The organism is Amycolatopsis roodepoortensis (assembly GCF_024628825.1).
Taxonomy (GTDB): domain Bacteria; phylum Actinomycetota; class Actinomycetes; order Mycobacteriales; family Pseudonocardiaceae; genus Amycolatopsis; species Amycolatopsis roodepoortensis.
The window spans coordinates 5,203,962-5,224,638 of the sequence record NZ_CP102415.1 but is presented as its reverse complement, the minus strand read 5'-3'; the positions used below and the strand labels follow the sequence as shown (position 1 = coordinate 5,224,638).

At 68.8% G+C, this 20,677-nt stretch carries 20 protein-coding genes; 8 read left to right on the top strand and 12 right to left on the bottom strand.

The genetic code is table 11. From position 1 onward, the window contains the following. Positions 1-60: 60 nt before the first annotated feature. A complete protein-coding gene (locus NQK81_RS24910) occupies positions 61-1,350 on the bottom strand; it encodes an acetyl-CoA C-acetyltransferase (protein WP_192747204.1) in 1,290 nt (429 codons plus the stop codon). Between the two features lie 92 nt (positions 1,351-1,442). Here NQK81_RS24910 and NQK81_RS24905 point away from each other — a divergent pair, with 92 nt between their 5' ends. Continuing rightward, a complete protein-coding gene (locus NQK81_RS24905; RefSeq protein WP_257483461.1) occupies positions 1,443-2,777 on the top strand; it encodes a 3-oxoacyl-ACP reductase in 1,335 nt (444 codons plus the stop codon). Positions 2,778-2,779: 2 nt separating this feature from the next. Then, the gene (locus NQK81_RS24900; RefSeq protein WP_257483460.1) at positions 2,780-3,625 is read left to right on the top strand and encodes a MaoC family dehydratase; all 846 of its coding nucleotides are present in this window, start codon (positions 2,780-2,782) and stop codon (positions 3,623-3,625) included. Here NQK81_RS24900 and NQK81_RS24895 read toward each other — a convergent pair. Next, on the bottom strand, positions 3,608-4,273 hold the full coding sequence (locus NQK81_RS24895) for a TetR/AcrR family transcriptional regulator (protein ID WP_126736182.1): 666 nt from the start codon (positions 4,271-4,273) through the stop codon (positions 3,608-3,610). The two genes, NQK81_RS24900 and NQK81_RS24895, sit on opposite strands and share 18 nt — an antisense overlap. Positions 4,274-4,401: 128 nt before the next feature. Between NQK81_RS24895 and NQK81_RS24890 the strand changes: the two genes are divergently transcribed. Further along, positions 4,402-5,037: an SCP2 sterol-binding domain-containing protein gene (locus NQK81_RS24890; RefSeq protein WP_126736181.1), complete on the top strand. Its 636-nt coding sequence runs from the start codon at positions 4,402-4,404 to the stop codon at positions 5,035-5,037. Positions 5,038-5,066: 29 nt separating this feature from the next. Next, positions 5,067-5,714 (top strand): SCP2 sterol-binding domain-containing protein, encoded by a 648-nt coding sequence (locus NQK81_RS24885; protein ID WP_371878808.1) that lies wholly within the window; start codon positions 5,067-5,069, stop codon positions 5,712-5,714. A gap of 8 nt (positions 5,715-5,722) precedes the next feature. Here the strand turns inward: NQK81_RS24885 and NQK81_RS24880 are convergent, their stop codons facing one another. The 7 genes from NQK81_RS24880 to pdhA form a co-directional block, all read right to left on the bottom strand. After that, positions 5,723-6,205, bottom strand: coding sequence for an FxsA family protein (locus tag NQK81_RS24880; RefSeq protein WP_257483459.1), 483 nt, complete (start codon positions 6,203-6,205; stop codon positions 5,723-5,725). Positions 6,206-6,249: 44 nt separating this feature from the next. Next, positions 6,250-6,750, bottom strand: a complete 501-nt coding sequence (locus NQK81_RS24875) for a P-loop NTPase family protein (RefSeq protein WP_257483458.1) — start codon at positions 6,748-6,750, stop codon at positions 6,250-6,252. Positions 6,751-6,752: 2 nt separating this feature from the next. Beyond that, positions 6,753-8,696 carry an ABC transporter ATP-binding protein gene (locus NQK81_RS24870; RefSeq protein ID WP_306856064.1) on the bottom strand — a complete coding sequence of 648 codons (1,944 nt, stop codon included), beginning with the start codon at positions 8,694-8,696 and terminating at the stop codon, positions 6,753-6,755. Positions 8,697-8,716: 20 nt separating this feature from the next. Beyond that, complete coding sequence (locus tag NQK81_RS24865) at positions 8,717-9,286, bottom strand: TetR/AcrR family transcriptional regulator (protein WP_257489835.1); 570 nt, start codon at positions 9,284-9,286, stop codon at positions 8,717-8,719. 148 nt (positions 9,287-9,434) lie between these two features. Next, complete coding sequence (locus NQK81_RS24860) at positions 9,435-10,760, bottom strand: dihydrolipoamide acetyltransferase family protein (protein ID WP_257483457.1); 1,326 nt, start codon at positions 10,758-10,760, stop codon at positions 9,435-9,437. 16 nt (positions 10,761-10,776) lie between these two features. Further along, positions 10,777-11,769, bottom strand: coding sequence for an alpha-ketoacid dehydrogenase subunit beta (locus tag NQK81_RS24855; protein WP_126736176.1), 993 nt, complete (start codon positions 11,767-11,769; stop codon positions 10,777-10,779). A gap of 1 nt (position 11,770) precedes the next feature. Further along, on the bottom strand, positions 11,771-12,976 hold the full coding sequence (pdhA, locus tag NQK81_RS24850; protein WP_126736175.1) for a pyruvate dehydrogenase (acetyl-transferring) E1 component subunit alpha: 1,206 nt from the start codon (positions 12,974-12,976) through the stop codon (positions 11,771-11,773). Between the two features lie 373 nt (positions 12,977-13,349). On the opposite strand from pdhA, the gene NQK81_RS24845 reads away from it, so the two are divergent. Together NQK81_RS24845 and NQK81_RS24840 are read left to right on the top strand one after the other, a co-directional pair. Next, entirely contained in the window at positions 13,350-14,762 is a 1,413-nt protein-coding gene (locus NQK81_RS24845; protein ID WP_257483456.1) for a M20/M25/M40 family metallo-hydrolase, read from the top strand. 82 nt (positions 14,763-14,844) lie between these two features. Next, on the top strand, positions 14,845-15,702 hold the full coding sequence (locus tag NQK81_RS24840) for an alpha/beta fold hydrolase (RefSeq protein ID WP_257483455.1): 858 nt from the start codon (positions 14,845-14,847) through the stop codon (positions 15,700-15,702). Between the two features lie 84 nt (positions 15,703-15,786). On the opposite strand, the gene NQK81_RS24835 is transcribed toward NQK81_RS24840, so the two are convergent. Beyond that, a complete protein-coding gene (locus tag NQK81_RS24835) occupies positions 15,787-16,785 on the bottom strand; it encodes an ABC transporter substrate-binding protein (RefSeq protein ID WP_257483454.1) in 999 nt (332 codons plus the stop codon). Between the two features lie 114 nt (positions 16,786-16,899). On the opposite strand from NQK81_RS24835, the gene NQK81_RS24830 reads away from it, so the two are divergent. Beyond that, complete coding sequence (locus tag NQK81_RS24830) at positions 16,900-17,883, top strand: FecCD family ABC transporter permease (RefSeq protein WP_371878915.1); 984 nt, start codon at positions 16,900-16,902, stop codon at positions 17,881-17,883. Next, positions 17,880-18,884 (top strand): FecCD family ABC transporter permease, encoded by a 1,005-nt coding sequence (locus tag NQK81_RS24825; protein WP_257483452.1) that lies wholly within the window; start codon positions 17,880-17,882, stop codon positions 18,882-18,884. Before NQK81_RS24830 ends, NQK81_RS24825 begins: the two co-directional genes overlap by 4 nt. Here the strand turns inward: NQK81_RS24825 and NQK81_RS24820 are convergent. Both NQK81_RS24820 and NQK81_RS24815 read right to left on the bottom strand, forming a co-directional pair. Then, complete coding sequence (locus NQK81_RS24820) at positions 18,881-19,723, bottom strand: transglutaminase family protein (RefSeq protein ID WP_257483451.1); 843 nt, start codon at positions 19,721-19,723, stop codon at positions 18,881-18,883. The two genes, NQK81_RS24825 and NQK81_RS24820, sit on opposite strands and share 4 nt — an antisense overlap. After that, on the bottom strand, positions 19,720-20,667 hold the full coding sequence (locus NQK81_RS24815) for an alpha-E domain-containing protein (protein WP_034314142.1): 948 nt from the start codon (positions 20,665-20,667) through the stop codon (positions 19,720-19,722). Before NQK81_RS24815 ends, NQK81_RS24820 begins: the two co-directional genes overlap by 4 nt. Between the last annotated feature and the right edge of the window lie 10 nt (positions 20,668-20,677).

The window sequence follows — 20,677 nt, the reverse complement described above, 5'->3', positions numbered from 1 at the left end:
TAGACCCCGGCACCGACAAAGGCACCGGGGTTTTTCCCGGATCTGCTCCAGGCGAACGGCCTACTTCTCGAGGATCGCGGTGACGCCCTGGCCGCCCGCGGCGCAGATCGAGATGAGGCCGCGGCCGGAACCCTTCTCGTTCAACAGTTTCGCGAGGGTGGCGACGATACGGCCACCGGTCGCGGCGAACGGGTGCCCGGCCGCCAGCGAGGAGCCGTTGACGTTCAGCTTCGCCCGATCGATGGAGCCGAGGGGTTCGTCGAGGCCCAGCTTCGACTTCGCGAACTGCGGGTCCTCCCACGCCTTGAGGGTGGCGAGCACCTGCGACGCGAAGGCCTCGTGGATCTCGTAGAAGTCGAAGTCCTGCAAGGTGAGCCCGGCCCGCGTGAGCATCTGCGGGACGGCGTACGCGGGCGCCATCAGCAGGCCCTCGTCGCCGTGGACGTAGTCGACGGCCGCGGTCTGCGAGAACGTCAGGTACGCCAGCACCGGCAGCTTCCGCGCCTTGGCCCACTGCTCGGTCGCGAGCAGCACGGTCGACGCGCCGTCGGACAGCGGCGTCGAGTTGCCCGCGGTCATCGTGCCCTCGGGACCACCGAAGGCGGGCTTCAGCTTCGCGAGCTTCTCGACGCTGGAGTCCGGCCGCAGGTTCTGGTCACGCGCCAGCTTCAGGTACGGCGTCACCAGGTCGTCGAAGAAACCCTTGTCGTACGCCGCGCCGAGCCGCTGGTGGCTGGTCGCGGCGAGCTCGTCCTGCGCCTCGCGGGTGATCTCCCAGACCTTCGCGGTCAGCGCCGCGTGCTCGCCCATGGACAGGCCGGTGCGCGGCTCGGAGTTACGCGGGATCTCGGGCACGATGTGGCCCGGGCGCAGCTTCGCGGCGAGCTTCAATCGCTCTGGCAGCGTCTTCGCGGCGTTGAGCTGCACCAGGATCTGGCGCAGGTCGTCGTTGACCGCAAGCGGCGCGTCGGACGTGGTGTCGACGCCGCCCGCGATGGCCGAGTCGATCTGGCCGAGGGCGATCTTGTTGGCGACGTTGATGATCGCCTGGAGGCCGGTGCCGCAGGCCATCTGCACGTCGGAGGCCGGGGTGGCGGGGTTCAGCCTGCTGCCGAGGACGCTTTCGCGGGCGAGGTTGAAGTCGCGGGCGTGCTTGAGCACGGCGCCGGCGGCGACCTCGCCGATCACCTCGTCCTGCAGGGAGAAGCGGCTGACCAGGCCGTCGAGGGCGGCCGTGAACATGTCCTGGTTCGACGCTTTCGCGTACGGGCCGTTCGAGCGGGCGAAGGGGATCCGGTTACCGCCGATGATCGCGACCTTGCGCACGGGTGCCGTCCTTTTCGTGGCCATTTTTTCCACTCCTCCGTAGGCTCTCTCACACTGTAACCTACTAGCGAGTAGGTTAGACTGCGACGTGACGCAAACTGCACGGGAGGCACGTAATGGCTGACAGGTACCAGCAGTTCACGAAATCCCCGGTGGGGAAGTTCGTGGTGCCGAAGCTCGGCCTGCCGAACCCCGCCACGCTCCGCCGGTACAAGCCCGGCCAGCCCGCCCTCGAGGGTCCCGCACTTCTGGGTGCCGCGCCGGGCGGCCGTCTCGAAAAGGTGATCGAGGCCCAGCTGCACCGCGCGGGTATCGAGGTCCTCTCGACGGCGGCCGACAAGCACGCCGCGCTCGTCTTCGACGCGACAGGCGTGAAGGACCCGAAGCAGCTTCGCGAGGTCTACAACTTCTTCCACCCGGTGATCCGGAGCGTCGGGCCCTCGGGCCGCGTCGTCGTCCTCGGGACGCCGCCGGAACTGGCCGAAGGACACGAGCGGATCGCCCAGCGCGCTCTCGAAGGCTTCGTCCGTTCCGTAGGTAAGGAGCTGAAGCGCGGCGCGACCGCCCAGCTCGTGTACGTCGCCGAAGGTGCCGAAGAGGCCACTGAGTCCACGCTCCGGTTCCTGCTTTCGTCGAAGTCCGCCTTCGTGGACGCCCAGGTCATCCGCGTGGGCACCGAGACCAAGACCGCCTCCGCCCCGGCCGACTGGACGAAGCCCCTCGAAGGCAAGGTCGCCCTGGTCACCGGCGCTTCCCGCGGTATCGGCGCCGCCATCGCCGAGGTGCTGGGCCGCGACGGCGCCCACGTCGTCGCGCTCGACATCCCCGCGCAGGGCGCGGACCTGTCCAAGGTGGCCAACAAGGTCGGCGGCTCGTCGCTGCAGCTGGACATCACCGCCGCCGACGCGCCGGAGAAGCTCGCCGAGTACCTGACCACGCGCCACGGCGGGGTCGACATCGTCGTGCACAACGCGGGCATCACGCGGGACAAGACGCTCGGCAACATGACCGAAGGCGGCTGGGACTCGGTCATCGCGGTCAACCTCGCCTCGCAGCTCGTGGTGAACGAGAAGCTCCTCGCCGACAAGGTGCTGCACGAGAACGGCCGCATCATCGGCGTCTCCTCGATCGCCGGGATCGCGGGCAACGTCGGCCAGACCAACTACGCCACCAGCAAGGCGGGCGTCATCGGGATGGTGAACGACGGCGCGCCGAAGCTCGCCGAATACGGCGGCACGATCAACGCCGTCGCGCCCGGTTTCATCGAGACCAAGATGACCGCCGCCGTCCCGCTGTTCATCCGCGAGGCCGGGCGGCGGCTGTCCAGCCTCGGCCAGGGCGGGCTCCCGGTCGACGTCGCCGAGACGATCGCCTGGTACGCGAATCCCGCTTCGGCCGCGGTCAACGGCAACGTGGTCCGCGTCTGCGGCCAGGCACTGCTGGGGGCGTGAGCATGGCCGTCAAGGAACTCCACGAGTCGCCGAGCCTGTCTTCGCTGTACCCCAAGGCGTTGCTCGGCTCGCTGCGCAAGAGCGGCGGGGACACGCTGCCGGGCACCGAGTTCGTCCGCGAGGGCGTCGTCGTCGACCCGGCGCACCTCGCCGCGTACAACCAGGTGTGCGGATTCCGGCTGGACGACGTGCTCCCGGCGACGTATCCGCATATCCTCGCGTTCCCGTTGCAGATGGCGCTGATGACCGAGGCGGACTTCCCGTTCCCGTTGCTGGGCATGGTGCACGTCGCGAACCGGATCACCCAGCACCGGCAGCTGCGGCTCGACGAGTCGTTCACCCTGCGCGTGCGCGCCGAGGATCTGCGCCCGCACGAGAAGGGCAAGCAGTTCGACGTCGTCAGCGAGCTGCTGGTCAACGACAGTCCTGTGTGGACGGACGTCAGCACGTACCTGCGCCGCGGTGGCGGCAGCGGCGAGAAGACCGCGCGAGGTCAGCTCTCCCAGCCGGCGGCCAACGCGATCTGGCACGTGCCCGGCGACATCGGCCGCCGCTACGCCGAGGTCTCCGGCGACCGCAACCCGATCCATCTGCACCCGATCACCGCGAAGGCGTTCGGGTTCCCGGCCGCGATCGCACACGGTATGTGGACGAAGGCGCACGCGCTCGCGGCGTTCGAGGGCAGGCTCCCGGAGGCGTTCACCGTCGACGTCAAGTTCAAGCAGCCGGTCCTGCTGCCCGCGAAGGCCGCTTTCACCACCTGGAGTGAAGGTGACGGCTGGGCTTTCGAACTGTGGAACGCGCGCAAGCCGAAGCCGCACCTGGAGGGCTCAGTCGTCGCTCTCTGACGGCTTCCAGATCTCGCCCTCGACCAGGTCGTTGAACCCGAGCCAGACCAGGTTCATCAGCCACGAGGCGAGCACGCCGTCGGAGACGTCGGGGTGGTCGAGCGCCCAGTCGGCCAGCGACTCGGCCGCCCCGACCAGCGCGGCGGACAGCCCGGCGCCGGAGAACTCGGCCTGTTCGCCGAGGCCCTTGCGGGTGCCGGCGGAGACGACCAGCGCGGCGACCAGCTCGATCGCGCGGGTGCGCATGTCGGTGATCTCCGCGGCGAAGGCGCCGCCGACGGTCATGGCCTGGCGGTGCAGCACCGTCCAGGACTCGCGGTAGTCGGCGACGAAGCGGTAGAACGCGCGGAGCCCGTGCCAAAGCTGCATGTCGGGCGGCAGATCGGGTTTGATCCCGTTCTGCACGGCCTCCAGCAGGCGGGTGGCTTCGCGGCGGATGCACGCGCCGAAGAGATCTTCCTTGGACCCGAGGTAGGTGTAGATCATCGGCTTGGACACGCCTGCGACCTCGGAGATCTCGTCCATCGACGCGGAGTGGTAGCCGTAGCGCGAGAACACCGAGACCGCAGCGTCCAGGATCTGGCGTTCCCGCACCGCTCTCGGCAGCCTTTTGGCGCGTTCGGCGGGACGCGGCACTTCCTCGGACACTCAGGACCTCCCATTAGTTCGCGTAAGACGCTACCGGGCCACCACCGGCGAGGGTGATTTCGGCACGCTTGCCCGCCTACCTACTCGCGGGTAGCCTTACGCTCGGGTAGGCGGGAACTGGAGGGAAGATGACCGAGATCGTGGGGCTGACCGGCCGCGCGCTGGTCGACGTGCTGGAACGGATCGAGCCGGATTCCGCCGAAGCGCACTCTCTCGACGTCAACGAGGTCGCGGGCGCCATCGACCCGAAGGACCTCGGCAAGGACGACGTCCGGCGGCTGCTGGCCGCACTGGGACGGCTCGCCGAATCCGCGCCGGCGTTCGACCTCCGCAAGGTGGACCCGGCCCGCTTCGCGAACCTCGTCGCGCGCGCCTCGCGCGCCCAACTCGAGAGCGTCGTCGCCGAACGGCCGCTCCGGGAACGCGTGCTGCGCGAGATCTTCGACCGCATGGGCGCCCACATCCGGCAGGACCGCGCGAAGAGCCTGCACGCCGTGGTGCACTGGCGGCTGTCCGGCGGCACCGGCGACGGCGGCTACGACCGCTACGAGACGGTGATCTCGCACGGCGAGTGCACGGTCGACCGGGACATGCGGGAGAAGCCGAGGGTGACGATCACGATCGCGCCCGTCGATTTCTTCCGGCTCATCACCCACCAGGCGACGCCGGCTGTGCTATTCGTCACCGGAAAGATCAAAGTAAAAGGTGACCTGGCGTTCGCGGCCGGTCTGATCGGTTTCTTCGACCTTCCGAAACCATCCTGAACCCGGCCGAGCAGATACACTTCCGTGCCGTGCCCCGAAATTCTGCGAACCGGCGCTGGCGGGACAAGGTACGCCTTTCCCGTCCGTCGAGGCCGCACAAAACGCGCACCGGCGGCGAACACGTCGTCAACGCCTTCGCGGAGAAACTCGAGCTCGCCAAACTGAGCCCCGAGCAGTTCACCCAGGTGCTGGAAACCCTGCACATGCTCGGCGAAACCGGTGCGGGCATCGAGCTGAGCTCACTGGAGACCGAGGTGCTCGTCGACGTCGTGCAACGCGCGTCGCGGGAGCAGCTCAAGGCCATCGCCGATCATCCGGAACTGCGTGCCGCCTTCCTTGACGAGATTTTCCGCAGAATGTCGGATCATTTCGTTCCGGAACGCGCACGGCACGTCGACTTCGTCGTCGCGTGGCGTTTCACCGACGGTGACGGAGAAGACGGTTTCGATCGATTTCAAACGGTCATCGAAGACGGCGTCTGCGTTTCCAGCACCGATCTCGCGCGCACTCCGGACACCACCATCACGCTGTCCGTCGACGACTTCATCCGGATGGCCACCGGCAACGCGGCGGTGGCGGCGATGTTCGTGACGGGCAAGGTGAAGGTGAAGGGCGAGTATGCGCCGGCGGTGCGGTTCAGCGGGTATTTCGACATCCCGAAACCGAGCGCGGGCTAAAGCGTCCTTCAGCCCTCGACGATGCGGCCCTCGATCACCTGCGGCTGCTTCTTGGCGGCCTCCGCGGGCGGCGTGTCCACGACGACCTCGCTGTCCACGACCATCACCGGCCCGCGCGTGCGATTGGCGAACTTGACCGCCCGGCGAGCCATGCGCTTCTGCCAGACCTTCCGCGCGACACTCCGCGTCGGCGGCAGGATGAACAGCAGGCCGATGACGTCGCTGACGAAACCGGGCAGCAGGATCAGCAGGCCGCCGAGCCCGATCAGCATCCCGTCGGTGAGTTCCTTCTCGGCGTCGGCGGGGCGGCCGAGCCGCGCGGACTCGGCGAACGCCCGGAAGGCGCGGCCGCCTTCACGGCGGGCGAGCCAGGATCCGACGAACGCGCCGGCGAAGAGCAGCGCGATCGTGCCGAGGACGCCAACGGCCGAGCCCACCGCCCACACGGCGGCGATCTCGGCGACGACATAGAGCAGGAACGCGACAGCCATACTTGGACAACGTACGGCTCGCCCGTTTTGCTCCCAACCCCCGGTCAGCCGATCCGGCTAAGGAAATTCTCCGCCTCGCGTGGCCTGCTCAGCACGACCCGTCGCGCGTGCGCCCCCTGCTCCGCCAGCCGCCGCACCGTCCGCTCCCGGTGGTGCTTCGGCCAGCGCCAGACGTAGGAATAGAACTCCAGATCCAGCCTTTCGGGGCAGCCGGGCGCCTGCTTGTCCTGCCCGTATTCGCGCAGGCACCGCACGAGCACTCGCCGTAGGCAGACGCGGCGCGGGTAGTCGAGGAAGACGATCGTGTCCGCTCGCGGGAGGCGGAGATGCATCGACGATCCGTAGTTGCCGTCGATCACCCAGGCATCGGACGCGATGATCTCCTGCTGGGCGGCGTGGAACTCGGCGTCCGGCGCCGGTGTCCAGCCCGGCCGCCAGTAGAGCCGGTCGAGATGGGTGACCGGCAGGCCGAGCGCGGCGCCGAGCCGTCGCGCGAACGTCGACTTCCCGGCGCCGCTGCAGCCGACGACCATGATCCGCCGCATGGTCAGTCTTCATCGAGGTACGCGGCGGCCTGCAACGTGAACAGTTCGGCGTAGCCCGCCTTCGCCGCTATCAGCTCGTCGTGCGTCCCGTACTCGGCGACCTTTCCGTGCTCCAGCAACAGAATCCGCTCCGCCTGCCGCACGGTGGAGAACCGGTGCGAGATGTACAGCGTCGTGCGTCCCTCCGAAAGCTCCCGCAGCCGCGAGAAGAGGTCGTGCTCGGCCTGCGCGTCCAGGGCGGAGGTGGGCTCGTCGAGGATCAGGATCGGCGCTTCCCGCAGGAACGCCCTGGCCAGCGCGATCTTCTGCCATTCGCCGCCGGACAGGCTGACGCCCTGGTCGAACCAGCGGCCGAGCGGGGTGTCGTAGCCGCTGGGCAGGCGCTCGATCCGCTCGTCGGCACCGGCCCGTTTCGCCGACGTCTCGATCCGTTCCCGGTCGACGAGGTGCGTCAGGTCCCCGAGCCCGATGTTCTCGGACGCGGTGCCCTGATAGGTCACGTAGTCCTGGAACATCGCGCTGATCTGCCGCCGCAGCTCCACCGGGTCGTACTCGCGGATGTCGACGCCGTCGAGCAGGATCCGTCCACCGGTCGGGTCGTACAGCCGGCACAGCAGTTTGAACAGGGTCGACTTCCCGGCGCCGTTGCGGCCGACGACGGCGACCGTCTCCCCCGGCCGGATTTCGAAGCTCACCCCGTCGAGGGCCGGGTCCGGTGCACCGGGATAGGTGAAGGACACTTCTTCGAACCGGATGTGACCCTCCACTGTGGACGGAAGAGGCCGGGGTTCCGGCGGCGCGACGATGTCCGGCTTCGTCCCGAGGAAGCGGTACAGCGTGTCGAGGTAGAGATTGTTCTCGTACATCCCGGAAAACGCGGTGAACAGACCTTGGACCGAAGTCTGCACCGACGCCGCGGCGGCCGTGTACAGCGCGAGATCGCCGAGGGTGAGCCTGCCGCCGACGGCCTCCAGCGCGATGTACAACGCGATCGCGGAGCCGGCGGCGGTGCTGAGCAGGCCCCACGACGTCGAACTGACGCTGCGTTTGCGGGTCAGTGTCCGCTGCCGGTCGTAGAAGACCTGGCCGAGCCGCTGGAACCGGTCGACGAAGTACGGGCCGAGCCCGAACAGCTTGGTCTCCTTGGCGTACGTGTCCGTGGTGACCAAGGAGTTCAGGTAGTCCATCCGCCGTTTCAGCGGCGACATCATCAACGTCAGCCAGAACGCGCGGGCGCCGTACTTCGACTGCGAGATGAACGCGGGGATCGGCGCCACGAGCGCGACGAGCGCCAGCAGCGGGCTGATCGAGACGAGCAGCGCGATCATGCTGCCGAAGGTGATCACCGTCCGGATCAAGCCGAGCGCCGAGTTCATCATCGACAGCGGCCGCGTCGGCGCCTCCTGCGAGGCTTGGCGCAGCATGTCGTAGGACGCGGAACCCTCGAAGTACGAAAGGTGCAGTTTGCTCGCGTGGTCCATCACCTGGTGGCGGATGGTCAGCGTCATCCGTTCCTGCAGCAGTGACTGGCCGTAGGTGGTCAGCGCCTGGGAAATCGCGGTGAGTACGAGGACGCCGAACTGGAAGAGGGCGACCCCGACGATCGCGCTCTTCGTCCCGTGCCCCTGGATCGCCGCGACCACGGAATCGATCAGCAGCTTCGCGATGTACGCGGTCGCCGTCGGGAGGAGGCCGGAAAGCAGGGTCACCAACGTGATCACGATGGTCAGGACCGGGCTTGCCTGCCACGTCAGCTTCGCGACCTTCGGCAGGCCGCGGACCGTGCCCACGACGTTGACCCACATGCGGTCGAGCCGGGACTTCAGGTCTTTCGGAACGGCTTCGGGCTCGGGCTCCGGGATGTCGACCGGGCCGGTCAGCCCGCTGTCGGGCACCGTCGACGGCGGACGGCGCCGCCTGCCGCCGCGCGCCATGAACAGTTCCAGGCCGCCACCGGGCGGGCCGATCACGCGGCCGCCAAGGCGCCGTTGAGGAACACGTCGACGAGCTCCATCGTGGTGGGCTCGTCACCGGTCTCGCTGAACCGGATCCGGCCGCTGAACAGCAATGACAGGAAGAGCGCCGCGGACTGGGCCGGCGGCAGGCGGAGCCGGTCCTTCTCCGGCTCGAACAGCTCGGCCATGGCGTCACGCATGGCATTCATCGATTCCTTGCGGCGGTCTCGACGGTCGTCATGGCGATGCTCCGGCCGCTTGCCGGAGCCGTACATGATCGCCATCAGCGCGCCCATGCGCTGGAGGTGTGCGCTGAGCGCGTCGGCGGCTTCGATGAGCCTGTCGTCGAGGGACTGGTCGAGGTCGATGACCGCGATCGCGTCGAGTACCTGGTCGGGCTTCAGCGCTTCGGCGAAACAGGTGGCGAACAGTTCGTCCTTGTCCTTGAACACGCGGAAGACCGTGCCCTCGCCGATGCCCGCGGCGCGTGCGATCTGGCTCGACGTGACACCGGCGCCGTGTTCCACCAGCAGGGGCAGCACGGACTGGACGATCATCCGGCGCCGCTCGTCGGCGCTCATCCCCGGCGCTCTCCGCCGGGCGGTGGTCTCTGTCATGCGTCCAGTGTGCGGAGTGAGCGCTCACTCCGTCAACTGAATAAGGCCGAAGCGCGTGAAGGCCCCCTTCCCTCGGCTCAGCCGAGGGAAGGGGGCCTTCACGCGCGAAACGTCAGTAGGTGATCGCGACCGCGGGGTCGGCCAGCAGCGCGCCGACGTCGGCCAGGAACTCCGAACCCTGCTGCCCGTCGACCACACGGTGGTCGAAGCTCAGCGAAAGCTGGAGCACCTTGCGCACCTTGATCTCGCCGTCGACCACCCACGGGGTGTCCTTGATCGCGCCGAGGCACAGGATCGCGGACTCACCGGGGTTGATGATCGGCGTCCCGGTGTCGACGCCGAAGACGCCGACGTTGGTGATGGTGATCGTGCCGCCGAGCATGGCCGCCGGGGTGGTCTTGCCCTCGCGGGCGACGTCCGTCAGCTCGGTGAGCGCGATCGCGAGTTCCTTCAGCGACATCGAATCCGCGTCGCGGACCTTGGGCACGACGAGCCCGCGCGGGGTGGCCGCGGCGATCCCGAGGTGCACGTAGTCCTTGTAGACGATCTCTTGCGCCGCCTCGTCCCATACCGCGTTGACGTCCGGAGTGCGCTTCGCCGCCAGGCAGACGGCCTTCGCCGCGAAGGTCAGCGGGGTGACCTTGACCCCGGCGAACTCCCGCGACTTCTTGAGCTTCTCCCGGAATTCCATCATCGGCGTGACGTCGATGGTCAGGAACTCCGTGACGTGCGGGGCGGTGTACGCGCTCTGCACCATCGCGGCGGCGGTGGCCTTGCGGACGCCCTTGATCGGCACCCGGCGTTCCCGGGTCGCGGGGTCGTAACCGCTGTCCACAGTGGACACAGTGGCGGCGGCGGGAGCGGCGGAACCGTTGGCGGCCGCCTGGACGTCGTCACGCGTGATGACGCCACCGTCGGCGGAGCCCGTGAGCGCGTGGAGGTCGACGCCGAGGTCCTTGGCCAGCTTGCGCACCGGAGGCTTCGCCAGCGGCACGTACCCGCCCTTCGGCTTCGGAGCCGCCGCAGGCTGGGGCGCCACAGCCACCGGGGCGGCGGCCGGAGCAGCGCCCTTGCGTGCCCGCCGCTGCGTGACGACGGCCTTGGAGCCGTAGCCGACCAGCGGCTTCATCTCCTCTTCCGCCGGCTCCTCCGCCACGGGCGCGGCGGCCGGTGCCGGGGCCGCCTTGCCGTCCGGGTCGACGTCGATGGTGAGGATCGGCGCGCCGACCTCGACCGTCTGGCCCGGTTCGACGAGCAGTTCGGTGATCACGCCCGCCCACGGGATGGGCAATTCGACGGCGGCCTTCGCGGTCTCGACCTCGACGACGATCTGGTTCACCGTGACCTTGTCACCCGGCTTGACCTGCCAGGCGATGATGTCGGCCTCGGTCAGCCCCTCGGCCGTGTCGGCGAGGGGGAATTGTTTGTATTCGGGCATTTCAGGAACTTCCCCCTTACCAGGCGAGTGAACGGTCGACGGTGTGCAGCACCCGGTCCAGGTCGGGGAGGTAGTGCTCCTCGAGCTTGGCGGGCGGGTACGGCGTGTCGAATCCGGTCACCCGGAGCACGGGGGCTTCCAGCGAGTAGAAGCATTCCTGCTGCACGCGCGCGGCGATCTCCGAGGTCAGCGACGATTCCGACGGCGCCTCGCTCAGCGCGATGAGCCGACCGGTCTTGCGCACCGACTCGAACACCGGCTCCAGATCGAGCGGGGACAGCGTCCGAAGGTCGATGACCTCCAGGGACTTGCCCTCGTCCTCGGCGGCGGCCGCCGCGTCGAGCGCGACCTTCACCGACGGGCCGTACGCGACGACGGTGGCCGTGGTGCCCTCGCGGACGACGCGGGACTTGAACAGCTCGTCCGGCGTCGCCTCCGTGTCGACCTCGGACTTCATCGCGCCCGAGTGGTACAGCTTCTTCGGCTCGAAGAACAGGATCGGGTCGTCGGACTTGATCGCCTGCTGGATGCCCCAGTAGGCGTCGACGGCGTTCGAAACCGATACGACCTTCAGGCCGGGGATGTGCGCGAACAGCGACTCCGGCGACTCCGAGTGGTGCTCGACCGCGCCGATGCCGCCGCCGAACGGCACCCGGATCACGATGGGCATCTTGATCTTGCCCTGCGTCCGGTAGTGCAGCTTCGCGACCTGGCTGGAGATCTGGTCGAAGCCCGGGAAGATGAAGCCTTCGAACTGGATTTCGCACACCGGGCGGAAACCGCGGACGGCGAGGCCGACCGCGGTGCCGATAATGCCCGACTCCGCCAGTGGCGTGTCCAGGACGCGCTGCTCGCCGAAGTCCTTCTGCAGGCCGTCGGTGATGCGGAAGACGCCGCCGAGCTTGCCGACGTCCTCACCCATGATCAGGACCTTCGGGTCCTCTTCCATGGCGCGCCGGAGGCCGAGGTTGATCGCCTTGCCGATGGTGAGTTTCTGGAGGTCGCTCATTTCAGTGTCCCTCCGCCCCGACGAAACCGTCCAAGTAGGACAGGAACTCTTCGCGCTGCGCGTCCAGCAGCGGCGTGGATTCCGCGTACACGTTGGAGAAGATCCGCTCGGGCGGCGGCTCGGGCATGTTGAAGCAGTAGTCGCGCAGCTCGGCCGCGAACGCGTCCGAATCGGCCTGCACCTGGTCGAAGAACGCCTGGTCGGCGCCGCCACCGCGGGCGAGGTACGCCCGGACGCGCTCGATCGGGTCCTTCAGCTTCCACTCCTCCAGCTCGTCGGAGAGCCGGTAGCGGGTGGGGTCGTCGGTGGTGGTGTGCGCGTCCATCCGGTAGGTGAACGCCTCGATCAGCACCGGGCCGTTGCCGTGACGGCACTCCTCCAGCGCCCATCGGGAGACCGCGAGGCAGGCGAGGACGTCGTTGCCGTCGACGCGGATTCCGGGGAAGCCGTAGCCGCGGGCGCGCTGGTACAGCGGCAGGCGCGACTGGCGTTCGGTGGGCTCCGAGATCGCCCACTGGTTGTTCTGGCAGAAGAACACGAGCGGCGCGTCGTAGACGGCGGCCCAGACGAAGCCTTCGTGGACGTCGCCCTGCGAAGTCGCTCCGTCACCGAAGTAACAGATGGTCGCTTCGCTGTCGTCGTCGCCGACCTTGCCTTCGAACTTCTGGCCCATCGCGTAACCGGCGGCGTTGAGCACCTGGTTGCCGATCACGATGGTGTACGGGTGGAAGCCGTGGGCCTTGTAGTCCCAGCCGCTGTGGTCGGTGCAGCGGAAGATGCCGAGCACCTCTTTGAGGTCGACGCCGCGGGTGTACGCGACGCCGTGCTCGCGGTAGCTGGGGAACGCCATGTCCCCCTTCCGCAGCGCGCGGCCGGAGCCGATCTGCGCGGCCTCCTGCCCGAGCAGCGGCACCCAGATGCCGAGCTGGCCCTGGCGCTGCATCGCGTTGGCCTCGCGGTCCGCGCGGCGGACCAGGACCATGTCGCGATACAGACCCTTGAGGGCCTCGGCGTCGATGTCGTCGACGTAGCGGTCGAATTGCGGCGAGGCGACTCGTTCGCCTTCGGGGGTGAGCAGCTGAGTCAGCTCAGCGCCACCTTCGCTCGTTGCTCGCAAACCGGCGATCACCTGTTCGGGGGAAGGCTGCGCCGCTACGGCGGCGGGACCATCTCCAGGCTCCGGGTGCGTCCAGTGTTCGGACGGCATGCGCTGCTCTCCTTGATGTCGGCGCCTCTGGCGGCCACTTGTGGCGGCCACAGTGACTGCGCCGGCGGGGACCAGCGCGTCGGATCTGAAGCGCTGGGTCACCGTCGGCGTTGACGGTTCGTGCGCACATCCTGGCATGCCGGACGCCGTTTTGGTCAGTGGCGGATGCTGATTTGTTGCTGAGAAAGGGTGTCTGATCAGGGAAAATGCTAGGAAGCCCGAGTGTGGGGCCGCCGAAAGTAGGGAATTCACCCGCGGGCCGACCAGCGGACGACGGACCCGGACGGGTGTCCTGTCCGGCTGGATCGATGACGATCCGTGCCCACCGCTGTGATCCATCCCACTCCCCGGCACCCGTGGCAGGATGGCGGACGTGGAGCAGAAATCCGTACGCGAAACCGTGGTTTCGAACTGGACGAACGACGTCCTTCCCAGCCTGTCCGGCCTGGTGGCGATCCCCGCCTTGTCGCCGGCGTTCGACCCCGAGTGGGCGAAGACCGGGCATCTGGCCGCCGCCGTCGAGCACGTCCGCTCCTGGATCGCCGCCCGGGAGATCCCCGGCGCGACGCTCGAGGTCGTGGAGCTCGAAGGCCGCAGCCCGCTGCTGGTCGTCGACATCCCGGCGACGTCCGAAGCCGCCGAAAAGGGCACCGTGCTCATGTACGGGCACCTCGACAAGCAGCCGCCGGTCGGTGGCTGGTCCGAGGGGCTCGACCCGTGGACGCCGGTGATCCGCGACGGCAGGCTGTACGGCCGCGGCGCGGTCGACGACGGCTACTCCGGCTACGCGGCGACGACGGCGATCGAGGCCGTGCGCGCCGCCGGTGGCGAGCACTCCCGCGCGGTCGTGCTGCTGGAGACCGGTGAGGAGTCCGGCAGCCCGGACCTGCCCGCCTACGTCGAGCACCTGAAGGAGAAGCTCGGCGAGGTCTCGCTGGTCGTCTGCCTCGACGCCGGCGGCACCGACTACAAGCGGCTGTGGCTGACCACCAGCCTGCGCGGAATGCTGCACGTCAACGTCACCGTGAAGGTGCTGGAGTCCGCGCAGCACTCCGGCATGGCCAGCGGCATCGTGGCGAGCTCGTTCCGTGTCCTGCGTGTCCTGCTCGACCGGATCGAGAACGCCGAGACCGGCGAGATCAAGCTCGCCGAGCTGAGCGTCGACATCCCGGAGAACCGCGTCGAGGACGCTCGCGGTGTCGTCGAGATCGCGCCCGGCGCGGCGAAGACGCTCTTCCCGGTGGTCGGCCGGACGGTGTCCGACGACGACCTGGAGCTGCTGCTCAACAACTCGTGGCGGCCGACGCTGTCGGTGATCGGCGCGGAGGGCTTCCCGCTCCCGGCCGACGCGGGCAACGTGCTGCGCGACAGCACCACGCTCACCCTGAGCTTCCGCCTCCCGCCGACGGCCGACGCGAAGGCCGCGATGGAGGCGGTCCGCCGTGTCCTCACCACCGACGTGCCGTACGACGCTTCGGTCGAGCTCGGCGATTTCCAGGCCGAGAACGGCTGGAACGCGCCGGACACCGCGCCGTGGCTCGACGACGCCCTGCACCACGTGAGCGGCGAGGTCTTCGGCGCGCCGCACAAGAGCTTCGGCATGGGCGGGTCGATCCCGTTCATGGGGCTGCTCGGCGAGAAGTACCCGGACGCGCAGTTCGTGGTCACCGGCGCCTGCGGGCCGGACTCGAACATCCACGTGCCGGACGAGTGGCTGAACATCGATTTCGCGCAGCGGGTCACCGAGGCGGTCGCGCACATCCTGGACGCGCACGCGCGGAGCTGATTCCCCGGCTCACGCTGCGATGAACGGGCCGTTCCTTGCACAATTCGCAAGGAACGGCCCGTTCATCGCGCTCGGGAGGATCATGTTCGAAGGCTTCGAGCTCGAAAACGTCGACACCGGCGAAGTGACCTTCAGGGTCCGCCACGGCGGGTCGGGGCCGCCGCTCGTCCTCCTGCACGGTCATCCCCGCACGCACACCACCTGGCACGACGTCGCGCCCCGGCTCGCGGACGCGTTCACCGTCGTCTGCCCGGACCTCCCCGGCTACGGCCAGTCCTCGAAACCCGAGACCACCGAAGACCACTCGGCGCACTCGAAACGCGCCATGGCCAGGCACATCGTCGCGCTCATGCGGCATCTCGGCCACGAACGGTTCGCCGTGGTGGGCCACGATCGCGGCAGCTACGTGGCGCACCGGCTGGCCATGGACCATCCCGAAGCGGTCACCAAGCTGGTCATCCTCGACGGTGTCCCGATCGGTGAGGCGCTCGCCCGCGCCGACGCGGACTTCGCGCGGAGATGGTGGCATTGGTTCTTCTTCGGCCAGCTCGCGAAACCCGCCGAGCGCGTGATCAACGCCGACCCGGACGCCTGGTACGGCGGAGATCCCGAGGCGATGGGCGCGGAGAACCACGCCGACTTCCTTCGCGCGATCCACGATCCCGAGACGGTCCACGCGATGCTGGAGGACTACCGGGCCGGCCTCGGGCCCGACCGCGAAGCCGACGACGCGGACAAGGCGGCCGGACGGAAACTCGCCTGCCCGATGCTCATGCTGTGGTCCAGCCGCGACGACATGGCCGAGCTGTACGGCGACCCCATCGCGGTGTGGCGTGAATGGGCCGACGACGTCCGCGGCTTCGCGATCGAGTCCGGGCACCACGTGGCCGAGGAGAACCCGGCCGACCTCGCGGCGGCGCTGCGGGAGTTCCTGGGCTGAGTGGGTCGTGAGTGGCGATTCGGGTTAGAACCCGAATCGCCACTCACGACCAACCGGACCCACGCCGCACCGCCGCCTTACCTCCTAGGCGAACTTGTTCAACGCCGCGGTCAGTTCCGTCAGCTGCGGTGTGAAGCGCTGGTACGAGAACGGCGTCTCGTTGTTCCACGGGATCAGCTTCCCGGCCTTCACCGCGGGCAGCTGGGTCCAGGTCGGCACGCCGCCGAGCCCGTCCGGGCCGAGCGAGAGCGATCCGCCGCGATTGTCGTACATGATCACGTCGGCGGGGTACTTGCCGATGTTCTCCCAGCTGATCTGCTGGTAGTAGCCGCCTTGGCTCGCGTCGGGAGCCTCCGGCGTGACGAAGTCCAGCCCCTTGCTCTGGTAGTGCTTCGAGGTCGCGAACTTCGGCGCGTTCGAGACGTATACGGAGTCCTTCTGCGCGGACACGAGAAGGATCTTCAGCCCTGCGGCCTTCTTCGCCGCCTCGCCGAACGCGGCGTCGGCCTTCTCGTACTCTTCCTTCGCGGCTCGGATCGCCGGAGTCTCGGTGTCGGCGCCGAGCGCCTTCGCGAGCGCGATGAACTTCGCGATCCCCTCGGGCATCGAGATGTCCTGCAGCCGGACCCCGACACTCGGCGCGGCCTTGTCGATCTTCTCCGTCTGCGTGTCCGGGACGTACCACATCTGGTCTTTCAGGTACATCACGCTGACCAGGAGCTGCGGGTTCAGCGCGACGAACTTGTCGAAGTTGAACTCGTTCCACACGTTCCCGAGCGAGGTCACGGCGTTCAGGTCGACGCCGCCCGCCTGCGGGTCCGGCTTGCCGTCGGCGAACTTCGACGGGCCGAAGATCCCGACCGACTTCACGCCCAGGTCCCACAACGCGGCCGCGGCGGTCACCTGCGCGACGATCCGCGTCGGCCGTTCGCCTTCGAGCTTCCGGCCGCGGTCGTCGGTGAACGACCAGGTCGCGCCCGCTCCCTGGGCGGGGGTCTCCTCCTGGTAGCCGCAGGCGGTCAGGAGGCCGGTGGCGCCGAGCGCCGCGGTGCCGGCGAGAAAGCCGCGTCGGGAGAGGTGCATGGAGATCTTCTTTCACCGAGGGACCGAATTTCGTCGTTAGGCTAGCCTTCCCTTATTGTCAGGGCCATGGTCCAGGTCACGGAGCGCGTCAGATCACCCCGGACCGGCGTTTCCGTGAGAACGCTGGTCCTCGTGGGGTCCTTGGCAGCGCTTGTCGCGGTCGTCCTGCTGTCGATCGGCTTCGGCTCGAACCGTCTGTCCCTCGGCGAAGTCCTGCACGCGCTCTTCGCTTACGACGGGAGCTACACCGACGTCGTCGTCCGCGACGATCGCCTGCCCCGCACGGTGCTCGGCGTCCTGGTCGGGATGGCGCTCGCGCTGGCGGGCTCGCTCATGCAGGCGATCACCCGCAACCCGGTCGCGGAACCCGGGCTGCTCGGCATCAACCACGGCGCCGCGGTCGCGATCGTGCTCGGCTCGGCGGTGTTCTCGGTGACGTCGCCCGGCGAGTACGTCTGGTTCGCCTTCGCCGGTGCGCTCGCGGGAACCGCGCTGGTCTCGGTGATCGGCGGGACGCGGGGCGCCACGAGCCCGCTGCGGCTGGTGCTGGCCGGGGTCGCCGTCCAGGCGGTGTTCGTCGGCATCAACCAGGGCATGCAGATGGTCAATACGCACAACCTGCAGGCCATGCGGTTCTGGCTGGTCGGCTCGCTGGTGAACCGGAACGCCGACCAGCTGTCGGTCCTGCTGCCGTTCTTCGTCGCGGGAGTCGTGATCGCGATCGTCCTGGCCCGTGCGCTGAACGCGCTGGCGCTCGGGGAAGACACCGCTCGGGGTCTCGGCGCGAATCCGGCGCTCGTCCGCGTCGCCGGAATGGTCGCCGTCGGGCTGCTTTCAGCGTCGGCGACCGCGGCCTGCGGCCCGATCGCCTTCGTCGGCCTGATGATCCCGCACGTCGTCCGGACGCTGATCGGCCAGGACGAACGCTGGGTGATGCTGATTTCGGCGCTGCTCGGGCCGGTACTGCTGCTCGGCTGCGACGTCCTGGGCCGTCTCCTCGGTTCTCCGGGGGAAATCCAGGTCGGCGTGATGACCGACGTCGTCGGCGGGATCGCGTTCGTGATCGTGGCCCGCAGGCTGAAGGCGGTGCGCCGATGAGCGCGCTCGTCCGCCGTGAGTCCGGTTTGGACAGACGATCGCTGGTCGTCGTCGCCGCGCTGGCACTGGTGGTCCTGGCGCTCGTCGTGCTCTCGGTCGGCACGGGCGATTACGAGATGAGCCCCGGCGAAGTGCTCGCGACCCTGGCAGGCCAGGGCACGAAGGCGCAGTACCTGGTGGTCATGGGACGGCTTCCGCGGGTGCTGGTCGCGATCCTCGTCGGTGCCGCGCTGGCGCTGGCCGGGGCGGTCTTCCAGACGATCACCCGTAACCCACTCGGCAGTCCGGACATCATCGGCTTCACCACCGGTTCGGCCACCGGCGGCATCGTGACGCTGCTGGTCATCGGCTCCGGCCCTGGCCTCGTCTCGCTCGGGGCGCTGGCGGGCGGGCTGCTGACCGCGCTGGTCGTCATGGCGTTGTGCGCGCCGCACGGCCTGCTGAGTGCGCGGCTGGTGCTGCTCGGGATCGCCGTCAGCGCGGTGCTCGTCGGCGTGAACTCGTATCTGCTGGTGAAGGCGAACCTCGAAGCCGCTTCGCAGGCCGTCGGCTGGCTGGTCGGTGACCTCTCCGGCCGGGACTGGAGCTACTTCGTGCCGCTGGCGATCGGGATGGCGGTGTTCGCCCCGATCGTCTTCGCGAACGGTCGCGCGCTGCGCATGCTGGAGATGGGCGACGACACCGCCACCGGGATCGGCGTCGACGTCCGCCGGGTGCGGCGGACCTTGGTGCTGGTCGCGGTCGCGCTGGTCGCCGCCGCCACCGCGGCGACCGGACCGCTGCCGTTCATCGCGCTCGCCGCGCCCCAGCTGGCGCGCCGGATGACGCGCCTGCCTGGGCCCAACCTGCTCGCGTCGGCCTTCGTCGGGGCGACGCTGGTCGTCGCCGCGGACTACCTCGGCCAGCGGTTGCTGGAGTCCTCGCTGCTGCCCGCGGGCGTCGTCGCCGCTGCCCTCGGCGGCGCGTACCTGCTCTGGCTGTTGCTCAGGCGACGGGCCTAGGTCAGCCGGGTCAGCTGCACCGAGACGTCCAAAGTGGACTGACCGCCGCCGGTGAAGATGCCCTTGAGCGGCGGCACGTCGGCGTAGTCGCGGCCGTACGCGACCCAGACGTGCCGCGGCCCGACCGGGATCGCGTTCGTCGGGTCGTAGGCCCACCAGCCGCCGGTCCATACGTCGACCCAGGCGTGGCTCTCGCCTTCGACCGTCTCGCCGAGCTTCGCCTCCGGTTTCGTGTGCAGGTACCCGGAGACGTACCGCGCCGGGACGCCGATCGCGCGCAGCATCACCAGCGTGACATGCGCGAAGTCCTGGCAGACCCCTTCGCGCGCACGCCACGCGTCGGTCGCCGTGCTGTGCACGCCGGTCGTCCCCGGCTGGTACTTGAGCTGCTTGTTGACCCATTCGCAGACCGCGAGCACGGCCTCCGCCGGGTCGAGCCCCTTCCGCAGTTCGCGCGCGACCTTCGTCAGCTCCGGATCGCGGGGCGTGTACGGCGTCGGCGTCAGGTACTCGGTGCGGTGGTCGACGACGGTGTCGCTGCGCAGGTCCTTCCACGTCGCCGAGCGGACCGGCTCGCCTTCGTCGGCCGTTTCGACCACCGACGTCGCGAGCACGGTGAACTCCGTGTGCGGCGCGTGAAGGTCGAACGACGTCACGATGGTGCCCCAGTAGTCCGTGTACCGGTAGGCGCGGGTCGCGGGCGTCGTCTCGACGCGGTTGACGACCGTGGTCTGCCGCCGGTCGGAGCGCGGGGTCAGCCGCGCCTCGTTGTACGACTGCGTGGCCGGCGTCGCGTACCGGTATCCGGTCCGGTGGGCCACCCGAAGCTGCCAGGTCACAGCGAAACCTCCGCACCGCTCCAGGCCACCCAAGGCGACGAATGGAAGTACTGCACCGAAACCGCGTCGCCGATGTCCTTGATCGAGGTCTGCAGGGCGCCGAGCCGTTTCGGCAGATCCTCCAGCAGATCCGACGGCCGCAGGAACTCCAGCTCGCTGCGCGCGCGGCCGAGCTGCCGCAGCGCCTCGGACTTCTCGTTGGCACGCGAGTTGACGCCGGGGTCCAGCCGCTCCAGGCATTCCTCGGCCTGCCGCAGCGCGTGGAACACCGAACGCGGGAAGAGCGTGTCCCGCAACAGGAACTGCACGACGCGGCCGGCGTCGAGCGCGCCGCGATAGGTCCGCAGGTAGGTGTCCTGCGCCCCAGCCGAGCGGAGCACGGTGATCCAGCCGGGTGACGACGCGCTGTCCTGGACCCGTGAGAGCAGCAGCCGCACCACCATGTCCGCGCGTTCGACCGACCGGCCGAGCACCATGAACAGCCAGCCGTCGTCGCGGCTCATCGTCGAATCGGCGAGCCCGGCGAACATCGCCGCGCGTTCCTCCACGAAGGACAGGAACGCGTGGGGCCCGGCGCGGCGCGCGTACCGCTGCCTGTCCGGCACCGCGTTCCACGTCGCGTTCAGGCATTCCCACAGCTCGGTCGAAACGACCTCGCGGGCGCCGCGCGTGTTCTCGCGGGCGGAGTTGATCGAACCGACGATCGACGCGGGATTGTCCTTGGCGTAGGCGACCAGTTCGGTCAGTTTCCACACGTCGAGCGAATCCATGCCCTCCGGCGAGATGCCGAGGACGGCGAGCAGCTGGCGGCTCGCGTGGTCCGGGTCGACGCTCGCGTCTTCGAGCAGCTGGTGCACGGAGACGTTCAGGATCCGGGAGGTGTCATCGGCGCGTTCGACGTACCGGCCGATCCAGTACAGCGATTCCGCGTTGCGGGCGAGCACATCAACCTCC